Here is a 15,164-nt window from a genome sequence, read left to right as displayed (position 1 = left end):
CGGCTGGGCGGCGCTGGCCACGCAGCAATTGGCGGACCTGGGCATCTGGCCGGCCCCTTAGTCCGGACGGCTGCGGACTGGCTACGGGCGGGGTGTTGCCTCTGGCCTGGCTGGACCCTGGCTGGACCCTGGCTGGACCCTGGCTGGACCCTGGCTGAACCCTGGCCGGCCCTCGGCAAGCCTCGCTGGCGCGGCCTCGATGCTATAGCGCTTCGAGCGCGGCTCTGTTATAAAACCGGGGCTTCTGCTCCCCCCTTGCGGCCCGGCCCGGTTTTTCGCGCCGACGCCAAAGCGCAGCCTTCCATCCCATGGATTTCGTACCGCCGATGAGTCACGCCGCTTTTTTCTCCGCCTCTTTCTCCGCCTCTTCCAACCCTGCGCCTGACGGGACGCCCGCCAGCGACTGCCGCGCCGCGGCCTCCCCCTGCCTGGGTCTGGCGCCGTTTTTGCGCACGAGCATCGCCGGCGAGGATCTGCGCCAGCTGGCCGGGGAATTGTTGCAGCGGGCGCAAAGCGGCGAGGAAAACCCCGGCCTCTGGCTCGACCTCTCCACCGCCTTTTTCGCGCTCGGCCAGCGCGACATGGGGCTGGCGATCCAGGCCCAGGCCCTGGCGCAGCAAAGGCTGTATCGAATCGACGCCGTACAACAGCCGGCGCGCTTTCGCCTCTTGCTGCTGATGGCCGCGGGCGATCTTGCCGACAACACGCCGCTCGACTGCCTGCTCGAAAACGGCGCGGTGGATCTCCTCCTTTATTACGCCGAGCCGGGCGCCCCCCTGCCCGACCCCCTGCCCGTTCATGACGCCGTGTTCGTGGCGATGAGCGAGAAGCCCGCCAATCGGCCCATCCTCGCCGAGCTGGAAACCCGGCTCAACGACTGGCCCTGGCCGGTGATCAACCGCCCCCGCCACATCCCCAACACCGAGCGCGAGCGCGCCAGCCGCTGCCTGCAAGGCATTAACGGCTTAGAGATGCCGCTCACCCATGCGCTCACCCGGTCGCAGCTGCAGGATTTGGCCGAAGGCAAGACCCCGCTTGCGGCGCGCTTTGCCGATTGCGCCTACCCCATCATCGTGCGGCCGCAAAGCTCCCAGGCCGGGCGCGACCTGGCGCGCATCGACGCGCCGGAGGCGATCCTCCCCTACCTCGAAGGGGTGCAGGAAGATGAGTTTTTTCTCTCCCGCTTCGTCGATTATCGCGGCGCGGATGGCCTTTTTCGCAAGATCCGCCTCGTCCTGATCCAGGGCCGGCCCTTTGTCTGCCACCTTGGCATTTCCGCGCACTGGATGATCCATTACCTCAATGCCGGGATGTACGAGGACGCGGCCAAACGCGAGGAAGAAGCCCGCTTCATGGCTGCCTTTCCCACCTTTGCCGCCCGGCACCAAGGCGCCCTCGCCGCCATTCATGAACGCATCGGCCTCGATTACGTCTGCATCGACTGCGCCGAAACCCAAAGCGGCGAGCTGCTGATTTTCGAGATCGACCACATCATGGTGGTGCACGCCATGGACCCGGTGGCGCTGTTTCCCTACAAGGTGGAACCGATGCGGCAGATCCGCACGGCGTTCGAAGACTTTCTCGATACCCTGACAAGCGTCCGGCGCCCGCCGGGCGCGATTTCCTGAAACCGGGACGGCACATGCCCAGCGCGGCCCTGACGGCCAATCAGCTCAATTTCTCCGGCGGCCCCGGCGCCCTGCCCGAGGCGGTTCTGGCCGAAGTCAAGGAAGCCATCGAGGCCGTGCCCGGGGTGGGGCTTTCCATTCTCGGCATCAGTCATCGCTCGGACTGGTTCGCCGGCGTCATCGCCGAGTTGCAGGCCAACATCCGCACCCTGCTGGGTCTGCCTGACGATTACCAGGTGCTGTTTTTGCAAGGCGGCGCCACCCAGCAGTTTTCGATGTTGCCGATGAGCCTCCTTGCCGGCAGCCCGACGCCGGCCGATTACCTCCTCACCGGCTACTGGAGCGGCAAGGCCCTGCCGGAAGCCCGGCGCCAGGGGCCGGTGCGGGTGGTCTGGAGCGGCGAGCGCGAGGGTTTTTGCCGCCTGCCGCGCGATGAAGAACTGCAATTTGCCAACGATGCGCCCTATTTCCACTATGTTTCCAACGAAACCGTGGAGGGCCTGCAGTTTCACCGCGTGCCGGGCCGCGATGAAGTGCCGCGCATCTGCGACATGTCCTCCGACTTTCTTTCCCGAAGCGGCGATTACGGCCGCTTTGCCATGATCTACGCCCACGCCCAGAAAAACCTCGGCCCGGCCGGGGTCACGGTGGTGGTGCTGCGCGAGGATCTGCTGCGGGATGCGCCGGACGACCTGCCCGGCTTTCTCGATTACCGCGCCCAGATCGCCGCGCGCTCGATCTACAACACGCCGCCGGTGTTTGCCATCTATGTCGTGTTGCTGGTCACCCGCTGGCTGCTGCGGGAGATCGGCGGCCTGGCGCAAATGGAGGCGATCAACCGGCAGAAGGCCGAACGGCTCTATGCCTGCCTGGACGGTAGCGAGGGCTTTTACCGCGGCCACGCCGCCGTCCCCGATCGCTCCTGGATGAACGTCGCCTTTCGCCTGCCCAGCCCCGCTCTCGAGGCCCGCTTTCTCGCCGCGGCCAAGGCGGCGGGCCTATCCGGCCTGGAAGGGCATCGCAGCATCGGCGGCTTACGCGCCTCGCTCTACAATGGCCTTAGCCTCGCGGCGGTGCAGCGGCTGGTGGAGTTCATGGAAGATTTCCGTCGCCACCAGGCCGGCAGGAGGTAAGACCAGGCCGGCCCCTCGGTTGGCTCGACGCCTTGCCGCCGGGCCGGGCGATGGCCGGGAAAAAGAGGCCGGGGAGGATGCCCAGGGCGGACGGCAGCGATCAGCACTTCTCCTGGGCAAGGCGCTGATCAAAGCGTTGATAGCGGTTCTTGCCCGCCTGCTTGGCGTGGTACATGGCCTGGTCCGCGTGGCGCAGCAGGGTGTCCGGGTCGGTGTCATCCTCCGGGAACAAGGTGATGCCCAGGCTGCCGGAAATCTGCTGGGCCTGGCCCTGCACCAGCACCGGGGCCGCCAGGGCCTGCAGCACCCGTTCGGCGGCGGCTTGCCATTCTGCAGCGTCCTTGATGCCCACCAGCAACAGCACGAATTCATCGCCGCCCAGGCGGGCCACGGTGTCGCCCTGGCGCACGGTGGCGTTGAGGCGGCGGGCCATCTCGATCAACAGCTCATCGCCGGCCTGATGACCGAAGCTGTCGTTGATCGCCTTGAACCCATCCAGGTCCAGGTAGCCCACGATCACGTAGGTGCCGGTGCGCCCGGCCTGGGCCAGCGCCTGGTGCATCCGGTCCGAGAGCAGGGTTCGGTTGGGGAGCCGGGTCAAGGGATCGTAGTGGGCCAGATATTCGAGCTGGGCGCGATGCTGCTTGAGCTGGGTGACATCGCGAATCACGGCCAGCTGGGCAATGATGCTGCCCGTGGCATCCCGCAGGGGGGCGGCGTGGGACTCTAGCCAGCGGTCCGTACCGCGCTTGCCATTCACCCTGAATTCCAGGATGCCGCTTTCGCCTTCAAAGACACGCTGGGTCAGGTCCTTGAAGGCTTGCCGGTATTCCGGGGAAATCCAGTTGAACAGGCCCAGGGCATTGACTTCCTCGACGCTGTCCACCTCGATCATTGCCATTCCGGCCCGGTTCATCTGCAGCAGGATGCCGTCCTGGCTGATGACCGTGACACATTCGGGCTCGTTTTCGATGATGGTTCTCAGATAGGCCTCATTGTTCACGATCTTTCTCCGGGCCAGGTCCCGCTCCAGATCCGAGCTGATCCAGCGGGCCAGCAGGCTGACGAATTCCTGGGCGCCCTCGTCGAAACCGCGGTGATAAGGCCGGGGCGAACTGAAACTGACGGTGCCAAATATCCGGCCTTCGACCAGCAGCGGCGCGCCGATATAGGCTTCCAGCTTGAAGGCCTGATAGCAGGGATGGCCCTGGTAGGGCGACTTGCCCATCTCGCTGATGGCCACGACCCGGTTTTCATCGAGAGTGATGGCGCAACAGGTTTGCGCGACGGGAAAACACTGGCCGTCGTGGAGGGTCTCCGGCGGCGAGACCTGGGTGTGGATCGTATAGATGCCATCCGCTACCTGGCTGACGATGCCGAACTCCAGGCCCAGTTGCTTCAGGCCGATGTCCAGGGCCTGGCGCAGTTGTTCGTCGAGGGGCAGGTGGGAAGCGGCGGCGATTTCATTGAGCCGGATCAGGCTTTCCCGTTGCCGGCGTTCGGAGACTTCGATGCGTTTGGCTTCGGTGATGTCTTCGAAAATCGCGATGCCGCCGAGGATTTCTCCCGATTCATTGACCAGGGGGGCACCGGCCATGGAAATCCACAATTCACGCTGACTGTAGGTCGTGACGTAGGGGCCGTCGTAATGGGTCGTTTCCCCTTGCAGGGTCTGCTGCAGGGTGGCGAGAAGCAACTGGCTCTGCAAATTGTGGCAATCGAAGCCCAGCATGTAACCCGGAGGAACCTGCATGATGGCTTCGAACCGGTCATTGGCGTAGGTGACCCGGAGATTCGGGTCGTAGTGGAGGATGCCCACCGGGGAATTTTTCAACAGCAGCCGGTAACGCTCCTCGCTTTGCTGCAGGCGCAGGGCGATGGCCTCGAGGGCGTCCTGCTGTCGCTTGCGCTCGCCGATATCGCGAGCCGAGGAAAAAATGTAGCGCCGACCCTCCATGACGAAGCAGATGCTGTTGATTTCCACCTCGATCACCTCGCCATCCTTCTTGCGGAACCGGGTTTCAAAGGTCTTCAGGCTATTGGCGGCCAAACTCCGGGGGAGCACGGTTTCAAGCAGTTCCCGGGCGCTCCAGCGGGCATCCCACTGGCGGACATTCATGCCGATGATCTCGGCACGGCGATAACCCAGCATGGAACAGAAGCTGTCGCTGGCCTCGACGACCTGGCCCTGGGTGTCGAGGATGTGGACGCCATCACTGGCGTGGCGCAGATAGAGCTGATTACGGAGACTGGCGCGGGTAATCTGTTTTTGCAGTTGCAGGGCAAACAGGCCGGACCCGATGGAGAGCAGGGCGAAGCCGATGATCCAGGCGGCCGTTTTGTAAACATCGGCGTACCAGCCGGCGAGAAAATCCTCGCTGGCCATGCTGGCTACCACCAGCATCGGGGCCCCTTCGATGCGACGAAAAGAGGCAATGCGCTCCAGCCCATCGGCTGCCCGGGTGGTGTGGTAGGTGGATTCGCTGACGCCGGAGGCTGCCAGTTCCGTCAATTCCCGCGACACCACCCGGTTGCCGACCATGGCCAGGGGGCCGCTTTCCACCTGCGGACTACGGGCGATCAGACCCAGTTCCTGATCCCGCAGGATGATCGCGCCCTTGGGGCCTAGCTGGAACTGGTCCAGCAGTTGCTGAAAGTATTCCAGGGCGACCGGGGCTGAAATCACTCCGGCAAAACGGCCGTCCGGATGGTTGTAACGCCGCGCAAAACCGATGATGTATTGCTTGGCGACGCGGCCCTGGCGAGGCCTGGAAATCTGCAGCCCGGCTTCCGGATGGTCGCGCAGGAGGATGAAGTAATCCCGGTCGGCCCAACTGGGGTGCTCCTGGGGATTGAGCCCCTTGCCAAAAATCACCCTCCCCCCGGCATCGGCGATCCGGAACGCCTCCACTTCAGGCAGGCGTTGCTGGTAGCGCTCCAGCAGGCCGCTGACGGCTTTAGCGTCCAGCCCCCCTCCCTGGAGTTGCCTTTCAAGCTCATCGGCCACGGCCTGCAGGGCCAGATCGATGTGGCCGATGCTGCCGCTTATCCTCTGATCGACGCTCCGGACCATGTCCCGGGTGACGAGCTGGGCGCGCAATTCGTACTGTTGCCGGCTCTGGTAAAGACTGACCGCCGCAAGGACGAGGACAAACAGGTTGGCCCCCAGCAACACGGCCACCGTCAGAATGCGCAGATTGGAGGGACAAGCCTTGACGTCGTCGGCCATGGAGTCGGCCGTGGAGGGTGCATCCACCGCTTGGTGCTTTCCAGACATGAGTTTGGGCCGATCCGGATCGGGTATCGGCCAAAGCTCGTGATTTTATGCTTGTCGAACGGTTTCGCCTAGCAGGCCACCGGTGTGGGCCTGGCGTCTTCCGGCCAGCGGTTTTCAAACAGCCATTGCTCCCGCGGCAGACGCTGGCCCCAGCCCAGTTGTTCGAGCAGGGGCTGCTCCGGGAAGGATTCCGCCTGGCCCAGGCAGAGGATGGCAATCGGCCGGGCGTCGACGGGCATGGCCAGCAGCCGGATCAGGGCCTGGGGATCGAAGAAGGACACCCAACCCACGCCGATGCCTTCGGCCCGGGCCGCCAGCCAGAGGTTCTGGATGGCGCAGGCGGCGGAGGCCAGGTCCATTTCCGGCAGGGTGCGGCGCCCGAAGATGTGGGCCGCGCAGCCATCCATCAGGGCCACCACCAGGATTTCCGCACATTCCCGCACCCCTTCCACCTTCAACTCGAGGAATTCCTGCTGGCGGCTGGGCAGGTGTTCCGCCGTGTTCAGCCGTTCCGCCTCCACCAGGGCGTGTATTTCCTGGCGCAGGGCCGGGTCGGTGATGTGCAAAAAGCGCCAGGGCTGCATGTAGCCCACCGAAGGGCCGGCATGGGCGGCGTCCAGCAGCCGGTCCAGGACTCGGGGGGGCAGGGGCCCGGGCTTGAAATGACGCACGTCGCGGCGCTCGAAAATGGCGCGGTAGACGGCGGCAATCTGTTCTTCCGGGTAGCGGTGGGCGGTGTCGGCCATGGGGAATCAGGGCCGCCGGGGGCGGCTGCAGTATTCGCGGAACTGGATGAAGAGCTGGGACTGGCTTTCGGTGAGGGAAAGGGTGCTGCGCACGGTCTTCGTCCTGCCATCGAACAGGACGTGGAAGCGGGCCGGTTCGGCCCAGTCGTCGCAGTAGCGCCACTCCCACACCAGCTCGTCCCGGGCTTCGTAATACACGGTCCGGCTGGGGATCGGCGGACCCAGGATGCTGAGCACCTCGGCCTGGCTCTGGCCCGGCTGGATGCGGGCGAAGTGGGCGGTGTCGAGGACATTCTCCAGTTTTTCCAGCCGCCGGTCGGGGCCGAGCCAGACCATCCAGGTGGCGAAGCCCATGGGGCCGGTGGGGTAGGCCAGCTGGAGCCGGCCATCGGCTGCCTCCCAGTGCATGGCCGGCGTGCCGAGGCGTTGCTGCAGCTCGCCTTCCGTGGCCCGGTCCGGCAGTCCGGCGCAGGCTGAAAGCAGCAGGGTGAGCCCGATGAGGGACAGGCGGGGAAAGGGAATGAGGAATCGCATGGCTCGATTCTTACACCCCGGGGCTGCCGGAACAAGGGAATGCAGGGGAATAAATTTTCTCCCGCGGCCTGGGGTCAGGCTTGGGGTTAAAATGCGGCTTCGATTCCCTTCCCCATCCTGGTCTTTCCGGAGTCCTCATGAGTCGTATCACCCTCTCCCGCTACCTGATCGAAAAACAGCGCGAAAAGAACCTGCTGCCCGCCGACCTGCGGCTGCTGATCGAGGTGGTGGCGCGGGCCTGCAAGCATATCGCCGTCACCATCGGCAAGGGCGGCCTGGGTGAGGCCCTGGGCGAAGCCGGCAGCGAGAACGTCCAGGGCGAGGCGCAGAAGAAGCTCGACGTGATCTCCAACGACATCCTGCTCGATGCCAACGAATGGGGCGGCCACCTGGCGGCCATGGCTTCCGAGGAAATGGATCTGCCCCGGCTGATCCCCAACCGCTATCCGCACGGCGAATATCTGCTGATGTTCGATCCGCTCGATGGCTCCTCCAACATCGACGTGAATGTCTCCGTCGGCACCATCTTTTCGGTGCTGAAGTGTCCCGAGGGGGCCGACCTGTCCTCCGAGGCCGCCGCCGAAGCGGCCTTTCTCCAGCCCGGTGCGCGCCAGGTCGCCGCCGGCTATGCCGTGTATGGCCCCACCACCCTGCTGGTGCTGACCGTGGGGGACGGGGTGGCGGCCTTTACCCTGGACCGGGAGATCGGCTCCTTCGTCCTCACCCAGGAAAACCTCCGCATTCCCGAAGATACCGGGGAATTTGCCATCAACATGGCCAACCAGCGCCACTGGGAGCCGCCGGTGCAGCGCTACGTGGCGGAGCTGCTGCAGGGCCGGGAGGGGCCGCGCGGCCGGGATTTCAACATGCGCTGGGTGGCTTCGATGGTGGCCGACGTGCATCGCATCCTGGTCCGCGGCGGCATCTTCCTCTATCCCCTGGATGCCAGGACCCGCGCCCAGGGCGGCAAGCTGCGCCTGATGTACGAGGCCAATCCCATGGCCTGGCTGGTGGAGCAGGCCGGCGGCGTGGCGAGCACCGGGCGCGAGCGCATCCTTGCCATCACCCCGGAAAAACTGCACCAGCGCGTGCCGGTGATTTTGGGCTCGAAAAACGAAGTGGAGCGGGTCGCCGCCTACCACTGTCCCGGCTGAATCATGTCCGCCCGGCATCCCATCATCGCCGTCACGGGTTCCTCGGGAGCCGGCACCAGCCATGTCCGCAAGGTGTTCGAGGGGATTTTCCGGCGCGAGGGGGTGCGCGCCGCCATCGTCGAGGGCGACAGCTTTCACCGCTACGACCGGGCCGGACTCAAGGCCTTGAACGATGCACGGGAGGCGCAAGGCGAAGGACGTCTGTCCCTGTTCGGGCCGGACACCAACCTGCTGCCGGAGCTGGAAAGCCTGTTTTGCAGCTACAGCGAAACGGGCACGGGGCACCGCCGCCGTTATCTGCATGAAAAGGAAGATGCCCAGGCGGTCGGGCAGGAGCCCGGTACTTTCACCCCCTGGGAGCCGCTGCCGGAAGATACCGACCTGCTCTTTTATGAAGGGCTGCATGGGGCGGTGCGTACCGCCCAGGTGAATGTGGCCCGCTACCCGGACCTGCTGATCGGCGTGGTGCCGGTGATCAACCTGGAGTGGATCCAGAAGATCCACCGCGACACCAATCTGCGCGGCTATTCTCGCGAGGCGGTGATGCGCACCATCCTCTCGCGCATGCCGGACTATGTGCATTACATCGTGCCCCAGTTCGAGCTCACCCACATCAACTTCCAGCGGGTGCCGGTGGTGGACACCTCCAACCCCTTCATCGCCCGGGACATTCCCATCGCCAGCGAGACCATGGTGGTGATCCGCTTTGCCGATCCCCGGGGCGTGGATTTCCCCTACCTGCTCTCGATGGTCAAGGATGCCTTCATGACCCGGGCCAACACCATCGTCATCCCCGGCGACCGGCAGGACCTGGCCATGCAGCTCATCCTCACCCCCATCATCTGGCGCCTGATGGCACGCCGAAACGGCGTCGAATGAGGCAGGAAGGGCCGATCCGGCCCGGTTGAATCCCCTTCATCTCATCATTGAATCGAGCGCCTTCAGCCAGGAGGGCGCCCGACGCAAGACCCATCGGGCGCTCTTTGCGCTGACCTACTGTTCTCATGCCGCCCTCCTTGCCATAGACGCTCAAGTATGGCTTGTGCTGCGTCCGGTACGAGCACACCTCGAACACAAAACCCTCCGAACCGCCGTAAAATCGAGCTCCCGTTTTTCCCCGGAGCCTGTCGCCATGTCGGAACCCCTCACTGTTGCAGCCGATGGCACCGCCCCGCGGACCATCCTGGTAGTTGACGACACCCGGGAAAACCTGACCATCATTGGCGAGCTGTTGCAGCCCTTCTACCGGGTCCGGGTCGCCAACTCCGGCTTGCGGGCTTTGAAAGTAGCGCAGAGCGAACCCCGCCCCGCCCTGATCCTGCTCGACGTGATGATGCCCGGGATGGATGGCTACGCGGTGCTGCGCGCCCTGCGGGCGGAGCCTTCCACCCGGGACATTCCCGTGATCTTCGTCACCGCCATGGATACGGATGCGGACGAGGAACATGGCCTGGCCCTGGGCGCCGTGGATTACGTCACCAAGCCCATCCGCCCCGCCATCCTGCTCGCCCGGGTGCGGACCCATCTGGAACTCAAGGAGGCCCGGGACTGGCTCAAGGATCAAAATGGTTACCTGGAAAGCCAGATCAGCCGCCGCACTCGCGAGATCGAGCTGATCAAGGATGTCAGCCTGCACGCCCTGGCCATGCTGACGGAAAAGCGGGATAACGAGACCGGCAACCATCTGTACCGCACCCAGGCCTATATCCGCGCCCTGATGCAGCATCTGGAAACCCATCCCCGCTTCTGCGGCTACCTGGTCCCACGCCAGCAGGAACTGATCGCCAAGGCGGCGCCGCTACACGACATCGGCAAGGTGGGTGTTCCCGACGCCATCCTGCTCAAACCCGGCCGTCTCACCCCGGCAGAGTTCGAGATCATGAAGGTCCACGCCCAGATTGGCGCCGAAGCCATCGAGGATGCCATCCACAAGGTGGCCGGCCAGGCCCTCGCCACGCTGCAGCAACAGGGCGAGTCGCCGCTGGCCTTTCTCGAAATCGCCTGCCAGATTGCCCGCAGCCACCATGAGAAATGGGACGGCTCCGGTTACCCCCTGGGTCTGGCGGGAGAAGCCATTCCCGTGCCGGCACGGCTCATGGCCGTTGCCGATGTGTTCGACGCCATCACTTCCCGACGCCACTACAAGGAAGCCCTGCCCATGGAGGTGGCCGTCGCCATCATCCGCGAAGGGCGCGGCCAGCATTTTGATCCGGACATGGTGGACGCCCTGCTGGAAATACTCGATGTATTCCATGAAATCGCCCAACGCTACCAGGACTAAGGCCCGCAAAACGGCCCGGCCGGGCAGACATCGAGGAGAACCGCCGCAGACCCGGGAAGGCATCACCCATGGGCGATCCCGTCCCAGCTCCGCAGCCAGCCTCATTGTACAAATCACAATTTCATCAATGAGTTGAACGGAATTCTCCCGAATTCATGAAAAATCCAGGCCAGAAAGACCGGCCCCGACAACAGCGAAAAAATGACCCTGGCCAATTCTGAATGAAAAAATACTTCTACCGGACTGGTATTTTGATTTCTGTCGCACTTGCATCTTATTTTGTTTGTTTTTCCATTGATGCGATAAGACAGTATGAGATACGGATTTTTTTAACACCAGATCTGATGCTTGCCATTGCGGCAGCTACCTTTCTTTATGCAATATGCATGCCGATATCCGGCTGGGCTTGGCATATACTTTTGCGTGGAATGGGCGCTACATGGCAATCCGGCAATCTGTCTTCCATAATGGGTATTACTCAATTGGCAAAGTATATTCCGGGCAACATTGGCCAGCACGTCGGCAGGACAGCCTTATCTTTGGCAAAGGGAATGTCGGTTGGTAATTATACGGGGTCAGTGTTAATCGAAACAGTACTTGCAATGTTAGCGGGTTTGTTTGTTGGAGTTTTGTTCGCCTTGCTCTCTCCCTTGTCCGTATCTCACATATTATTTGAATATCGAGCTATTCTCGGCATGGCCGCTATACCCTTGGCACTTTGTGCACTCGCCCTGCCGTGGATTATTCATAATCTGAAAAATTTCGTGCGAAACCGCGCCTTTTCGTCCAAGTTGGAAAAAATGAATTTAACACTTCCTGGCTGCAATGCTATCAGCCTTGCTTTTTCTGGATACTGCATAAATTATGCACTAATTGGGTTAGGGCTTTGGTTGATTTCTTTGGCTGTGGGCGATGGCATAAAGATTGACTACTTTTATTTAACTTCCGCATTTGCATTTTCTTGGCTTATCGGCTTTATAACACCAGGTGCGCCTGCTGGAATTGGCGTACGGGAAGGAATTATGGTGCTGCTTCTATCTGGCTTGGCTTCAGGGGACATTGTTCTTCTAATTGTTGCCACCATGCGCATTGCAACCATTGCAGGTGATGGTCTTGTTTTTATTATATCGGCAATTTATATCCGATTGAACCCATTCGAGAATGAAAAATGAATGATGATTTTATTTTAACTGGGGAGCGGCTAATGGAGGATCAATACCGCTCATCACTGGGTGGGTATGTGATATACCTTATGCACGCAGCCAGTTACCACTTTGCTGAAAAATATTGCCGAGGAATGCAGGTTCTCGACTTTGGTTGTGGTAGTGGATATGGAGCAGAGGCTATCTCCGGATGCGCAAAAGAAGTCCACGCTGTTGATGTATCCGCTGAGGCAATTGAATACGCACGTAATAGATATGCCAGGCAAAATCTGCACTTTCTCGCCATCCAGCCAGGTGAGAGGTTGCCATTTCAAGAAAATAGTTTCGATGTTGTCTTGTCACTTCAGGTAATTGAACATGTTGAAAACGATGCCAATTATATAGCTGAAGCAGCGCGTGTTCTTAAAGCTGGCGGGGTAATTATCGTGATTACACCAGATAGAAAACATAGGCTTTTTAATGGGCAACATCCTTGGAATCGTTGGCATCTACGCGAATACAGCGATAAGCAAATAAATCAACTGGTTGAGAAGTGCTTTGATATAGACATGCAATTAAAAATGGGGGCTCTCCCTCATGTTGCTGCTGTGGAAATAAAGCGGTACACATTATTGAAGTGGCTCACACTTCCTTTCACGTTCCCTGGAGCCCCGGAAAAATTGAGGCAGTTCGGTCTCAATCTGATTCATAGCATCAAGCCGCAACACCATAAGGAAAAAAAACCTTTTGATCCTGAATTCGGGATCGAATCAATAGTTTTGGCCCCTGAAGTAGACAATTCACTCAACCTGATTGTTGTCGCGAAACCAAGGTGCTGTGAAATAGTGCATCAGGTTTGAAAAACCTGCAGAATGTCGGCCAGCCGCTGCGCAAGCACCGCAAGGGAAAATTGCTTTTGATAAAGCTGTTGCCCCTGTTGCCCAATGTGGCCGAGTTGTGCGCGGTTTTCATGGGCCCAGCGGAGCGACATGGCAAGGGCTTGTGGGGCTGCCTGTGGAACCAGCAGGCAGTTTTGCTGGTGTACAAAGCCTTGGCTTACAGCGGTTTCGCCCACTGCCGTGGGGACAGCCTGTGCCAGGGCTTGCAAGGTTTTGCCCGTGATGACGCGCTGCGCTTGCGGGGTATTGCCAAAGGGGCCGCCCAAGCAAAGGTCTGCCGTAGGCAATTCGTGTTGCAGCAAATCTTCAAAAGGAACCCAGCGCCGCGCCCGGTAGCGCAGGGGGGCGCCAGGTTTGCCAACTTGTTGCAGGCGACGCTCTATTTGGGCGTTGGTGCCGATGAAATCCAGATCGAGCGGTAGGTCATTCAATGCCCGGCAGGCTTGCAGGATCACATCAGGGCCGTGCAGAGGCAGAAAGGAGCCATAGAACAGTACGCGCAGACGTGGCGATTGGCCTGGGCTCCGGGCGCCTGGGGCTGTTTCGACTGCCCCAACGGGCAGCGCGGCCAGTTGTGCCTGGCTTAGCTGGTAATGCTGGCGGAAGGCATCAACATGGGCGGGGGTGTCAGTCAGGACAAAATCAGCATCGCGCAGGATGCTGATTTCAATCGGTGTCATCAAGCGGGAGAGCAGCCTGCCAGCCAGGCCATACTGACTTTCTTCTGCCAGCGCCAGCGAGGGCGACATCATGGCATCAAGAATGAGCGGACGTTTACCAATCAGGTGACGTAAGGGCCAGTACAGTTCATGGCCTCTAAAGCCGAGGATGTAGAGGTCTGGCCGATATTGACGCTCGATGCAGGCTACTTGTGCCAAGGTGTCACGATAACGACTCAGGCCTGTGCAAGTATTGATGGCGCGATGACATTCAATGTTGGGCAGACTATCAAGCGCGGCTAACAGGCTGCGCGTGCGGATATACCCGGGAGCGCGATAGGCGAGGACGTAGCAGATACGCATGCCGACTCAGGGTCAAGCGCTATGGCGTTTCTGTGCCATGACAATCCAGCCATCCCCAAGACTGGAGTTTCTGGCGAGGTGCTGCAGCAGGAACAAGGGCTGCATCGCGCGCGCCAGCCAGGGGCTCCAGCCCGGTGCATGCAAGGCCCGGGTGATGCCACTTTGTTTGCTGGCTTCGGCTTTGTCTTGAGGTTGGGCGTGCTTCAACTGGCGACAGTAATAAACCTGCCGTAGTGGATGAAGCAAGGTAGTGATGGGAAAGCCGTAGCTCCATATGGACTTGATTTCAAAACCACTACGCTCCAGCTTTTCTTGCAGTTCATCTTTTTCATAGCGCCGGAAGTGGCCGGCCCAATCATCACTGGTTTCCCATTTCTTCATGAATGCCGGCACGGACATGAGAAAGAAGCCGCCCGGTGCGAGTGCGGCGTGGATGCGTTCGAGTGCCATCAGGTCGTGCTCGATATGTTCCAAAACCTCAAACGCCAGAATGAGGTCAAAGCTGGCTTGGCGGCTTTCTTCCAGAAGGTTGTGGGTGAGTACGGAAATCCGGCCAGAAGCTGAAAAGCGCTGCTTGAGATGAATGGCAGCAGCGTCCGAGAATTCCACGATTTCCCCCCTCGAATCGGGGTAACGCTGCAGCAGGTGTGCCGATACATCTCCCAGTCCTGGGCCAATCTCAAGAAAATGCTTCACATCGTGGTGACAGCCTTCCAGCAAGCGCTGGATGCATTCAAGGCGCATCAAGTAACGTGGGACGGGGGCCAGGACATTCTGAAAGAGGGAAGGGGCTTGGGACATGATGCTTTTTGGGTGAGTGCGAGCGGTTCAGCGATCCCGCAGGACTTCTGGCTGGCCCACTCTTATTTGACCCCGTCAAGCCTGATCGCCCAGGCGATTACTGACGCCTGCGGCGGGTGCAGGAGTTCCGGCAGGTCGGGATAGTGGAACCCGCTGTCGCTTCGATGGTCGATGCGCATTTTCATGTCTTCTACGAAGAATTGGCAGTTTTGCTGCCGTGCCCGGGGGGCAAAATGGCGCGCCGTGGCTGGCAATGAGCCCGTGGGCACGACGGGCGCCTCCCATGACGACGATCTGACCTGCCAGGGACTCGTGCCTGGTTTCGCTCTGCGTTTCCTGATCCAGGCAATCCTCGACGCTGAAGTGTCCTCCACGGTGGGAAGGCGTTCATGACGGCTCATGGCTCGTGCTGGCGCCGGGTTCTGGCAGGGATTCGAAGACTTCGGCCGGGGTGGCGAGGAAGTCCAGGGATTTTAGGACCAGACCGCGTTCGGCGTCGCGGGTGGCGAGCAGCCATTCGTCGTTTTCGGTGCGGCGGAAAATTTCG

General features: G+C 61.1%; 12 protein-coding genes. 7 read left to right on the top strand and 5 right to left on the bottom strand.

Annotated elements, in window-relative coordinates; all coding sequences use genetic code 11:
* The first annotated feature begins 326 nt into the window (after positions 1 to 326).
* Positions 327 to 1,628: an ATP-grasp domain-containing protein gene (locus WBH99_RS08200; protein WP_424219598.1), complete on the top strand. Its 1,302-nt coding sequence runs from the start codon at positions 327 to 329 to the stop codon at positions 1,626 to 1,628.
* 14 nt (positions 1,629 to 1,642) lie between these two features.
* Positions 1,643 to 2,761 carry a phosphoserine transaminase gene (locus WBH99_RS08195; RefSeq protein WP_424219597.1) on the top strand — a complete coding sequence of 373 codons (1,119 nt, stop codon included), beginning with the start codon at positions 1,643 to 1,645 and terminating at the stop codon, positions 2,759 to 2,761.
* Positions 2,762 to 2,861: 100 nt separating this feature from the next.
* On the opposite strand, the gene WBH99_RS08190 is transcribed toward WBH99_RS08195, so the two are convergent.
* The 3 genes from WBH99_RS08190 to WBH99_RS08180 form a co-directional block, all read right to left on the bottom strand.
* On the bottom strand, positions 2,862 to 6,038 hold the full coding sequence (locus tag WBH99_RS08190) for a diguanylate cyclase domain-containing protein (RefSeq protein ID WP_424219596.1): 3,177 nt from the start codon (positions 6,036 to 6,038) through the stop codon (positions 2,862 to 2,864).
* Positions 6,039 to 6,106: 68 nt separating this feature from the next.
* Positions 6,107 to 6,784, bottom strand: a complete 678-nt coding sequence (gene bluB / locus WBH99_RS08185; RefSeq protein ID WP_424219595.1) for a 5,6-dimethylbenzimidazole synthase — start codon at positions 6,782 to 6,784, stop codon at positions 6,107 to 6,109.
* Positions 6,785 to 6,790: 6 nt separating this feature from the next.
* Complete coding sequence (locus WBH99_RS08180; RefSeq protein WP_424219594.1) at positions 6,791 to 7,318, bottom strand: hypothetical protein; 528 nt, start codon at positions 7,316 to 7,318, stop codon at positions 6,791 to 6,793.
* A 137-nt stretch (positions 7,319 to 7,455) separates the two neighbouring features.
* Between WBH99_RS08180 and WBH99_RS08175 the strand changes: the two genes are divergently transcribed.
* From WBH99_RS08175 to WBH99_RS08155, 5 genes are all read left to right on the top strand, one after another.
* Entirely contained in the window at positions 7,456 to 8,472 is a 1,017-nt protein-coding gene (locus tag WBH99_RS08175; protein ID WP_424219593.1) for a class 1 fructose-bisphosphatase, read from the top strand.
* Between the two features lie 3 nt (positions 8,473 to 8,475).
* Positions 8,476 to 9,351, top strand: coding sequence for a phosphoribulokinase (locus tag WBH99_RS08170; RefSeq protein ID WP_424219592.1), 876 nt, complete (start codon positions 8,476 to 8,478; stop codon positions 9,349 to 9,351).
* A gap of 253 nt (positions 9,352 to 9,604) precedes the next feature.
* Positions 9,605 to 10,753 (top strand): response regulator, encoded by a 1,149-nt coding sequence (locus WBH99_RS08165; RefSeq protein ID WP_424219591.1) that lies wholly within the window; start codon positions 9,605 to 9,607, stop codon positions 10,751 to 10,753.
* A 221-nt stretch (positions 10,754 to 10,974) separates the two neighbouring features.
* Entirely contained in the window at positions 10,975 to 11,925 is a 951-nt protein-coding gene (locus WBH99_RS08160; RefSeq protein WP_424219590.1) for a lysylphosphatidylglycerol synthase domain-containing protein, read from the top strand.
* The gene (locus WBH99_RS08155; protein WP_424219589.1) at positions 11,922 to 12,755 is read left to right on the top strand and encodes a class I SAM-dependent methyltransferase; all 834 of its coding nucleotides are present in this window, start codon (positions 11,922 to 11,924) and stop codon (positions 12,753 to 12,755) included. Before WBH99_RS08160 ends, WBH99_RS08155 begins: the two co-directional genes overlap by 4 nt.
* Here WBH99_RS08155 and WBH99_RS08150 read toward each other — a convergent pair.
* Positions 12,746 to 13,816 (bottom strand): hypothetical protein, encoded by a 1,071-nt coding sequence (locus tag WBH99_RS08150; RefSeq protein ID WP_424219588.1) that lies wholly within the window; start codon positions 13,814 to 13,816, stop codon positions 12,746 to 12,748. The genes WBH99_RS08155 and WBH99_RS08150 overlap by 10 nt on opposite strands.
* Positions 13,817 to 13,828: 12 nt before the next feature.
* Entirely contained in the window at positions 13,829 to 14,560 is a 732-nt protein-coding gene (locus WBH99_RS08145) for a class I SAM-dependent methyltransferase (protein ID WP_424219599.1), read from the bottom strand.
* Positions 14,561 to 15,164 lie beyond the last annotated feature (604 nt).

This window comes from Azovibrio sp. (genome assembly GCF_049658005.1).
Taxonomy (GTDB): domain Bacteria; phylum Pseudomonadota; class Gammaproteobacteria; order Burkholderiales; family Rhodocyclaceae; genus Azovibrio.
Note: the sequence above shows the minus strand (reverse complement) of the source record. Positions and strands in the feature narration are given on the sequence as shown.

Coding starts and splice junctions, on each gene's coding strand:
- WBH99_RS08200 (WP_424219598.1), top strand. CDS start 327: ATGAGTCACGCCGCTTTTTTCTCCGCCTCTTTCTCCGCCTCTTCCAAC.
- WBH99_RS08195 (WP_424219597.1), top strand. CDS start 1,643: ATGCCCAGCGCGGCCCTGACGGCCAATCAGCTCAATTTCTCCGGCGGC.
- WBH99_RS08190 (WP_424219596.1), bottom strand. CDS start 6,038: ATGTCTGGAAAGCACCAAGCGGTGGATGCACCCTCCACGGCCGACTCC.
- bluB (WP_424219595.1), bottom strand. CDS start 6,784: ATGGCCGACACCGCCCACCGCTACCCGGAAGAACAGATTGCCGCCGTC.
- WBH99_RS08180 (WP_424219594.1), bottom strand. CDS start 7,318: ATGCGATTCCTCATTCCCTTTCCCCGCCTGTCCCTCATCGGGCTCACC.
- WBH99_RS08175 (WP_424219593.1), top strand. CDS start 7,456: ATGAGTCGTATCACCCTCTCCCGCTACCTGATCGAAAAACAGCGCGAA.
- WBH99_RS08170 (WP_424219592.1), top strand. CDS start 8,476: ATGTCCGCCCGGCATCCCATCATCGCCGTCACGGGTTCCTCGGGAGCC.
- WBH99_RS08165 (WP_424219591.1), top strand. CDS start 9,605: ATGTCGGAACCCCTCACTGTTGCAGCCGATGGCACCGCCCCGCGGACC.
- WBH99_RS08160 (WP_424219590.1), top strand. CDS start 10,975: ATGAAAAAATACTTCTACCGGACTGGTATTTTGATTTCTGTCGCACTT.
- WBH99_RS08155 (WP_424219589.1), top strand. CDS start 11,922: ATGAATGATGATTTTATTTTAACTGGGGAGCGGCTAATGGAGGATCAA.
- WBH99_RS08150 (WP_424219588.1), bottom strand. CDS start 13,816: ATGCGTATCTGCTACGTCCTCGCCTATCGCGCTCCCGGGTATATCCGC.
- WBH99_RS08145 (WP_424219599.1), bottom strand. CDS start 14,560: ATGCGCCTTGAATGCATCCAGCGCTTGCTGGAAGGCTGTCACCACGAT.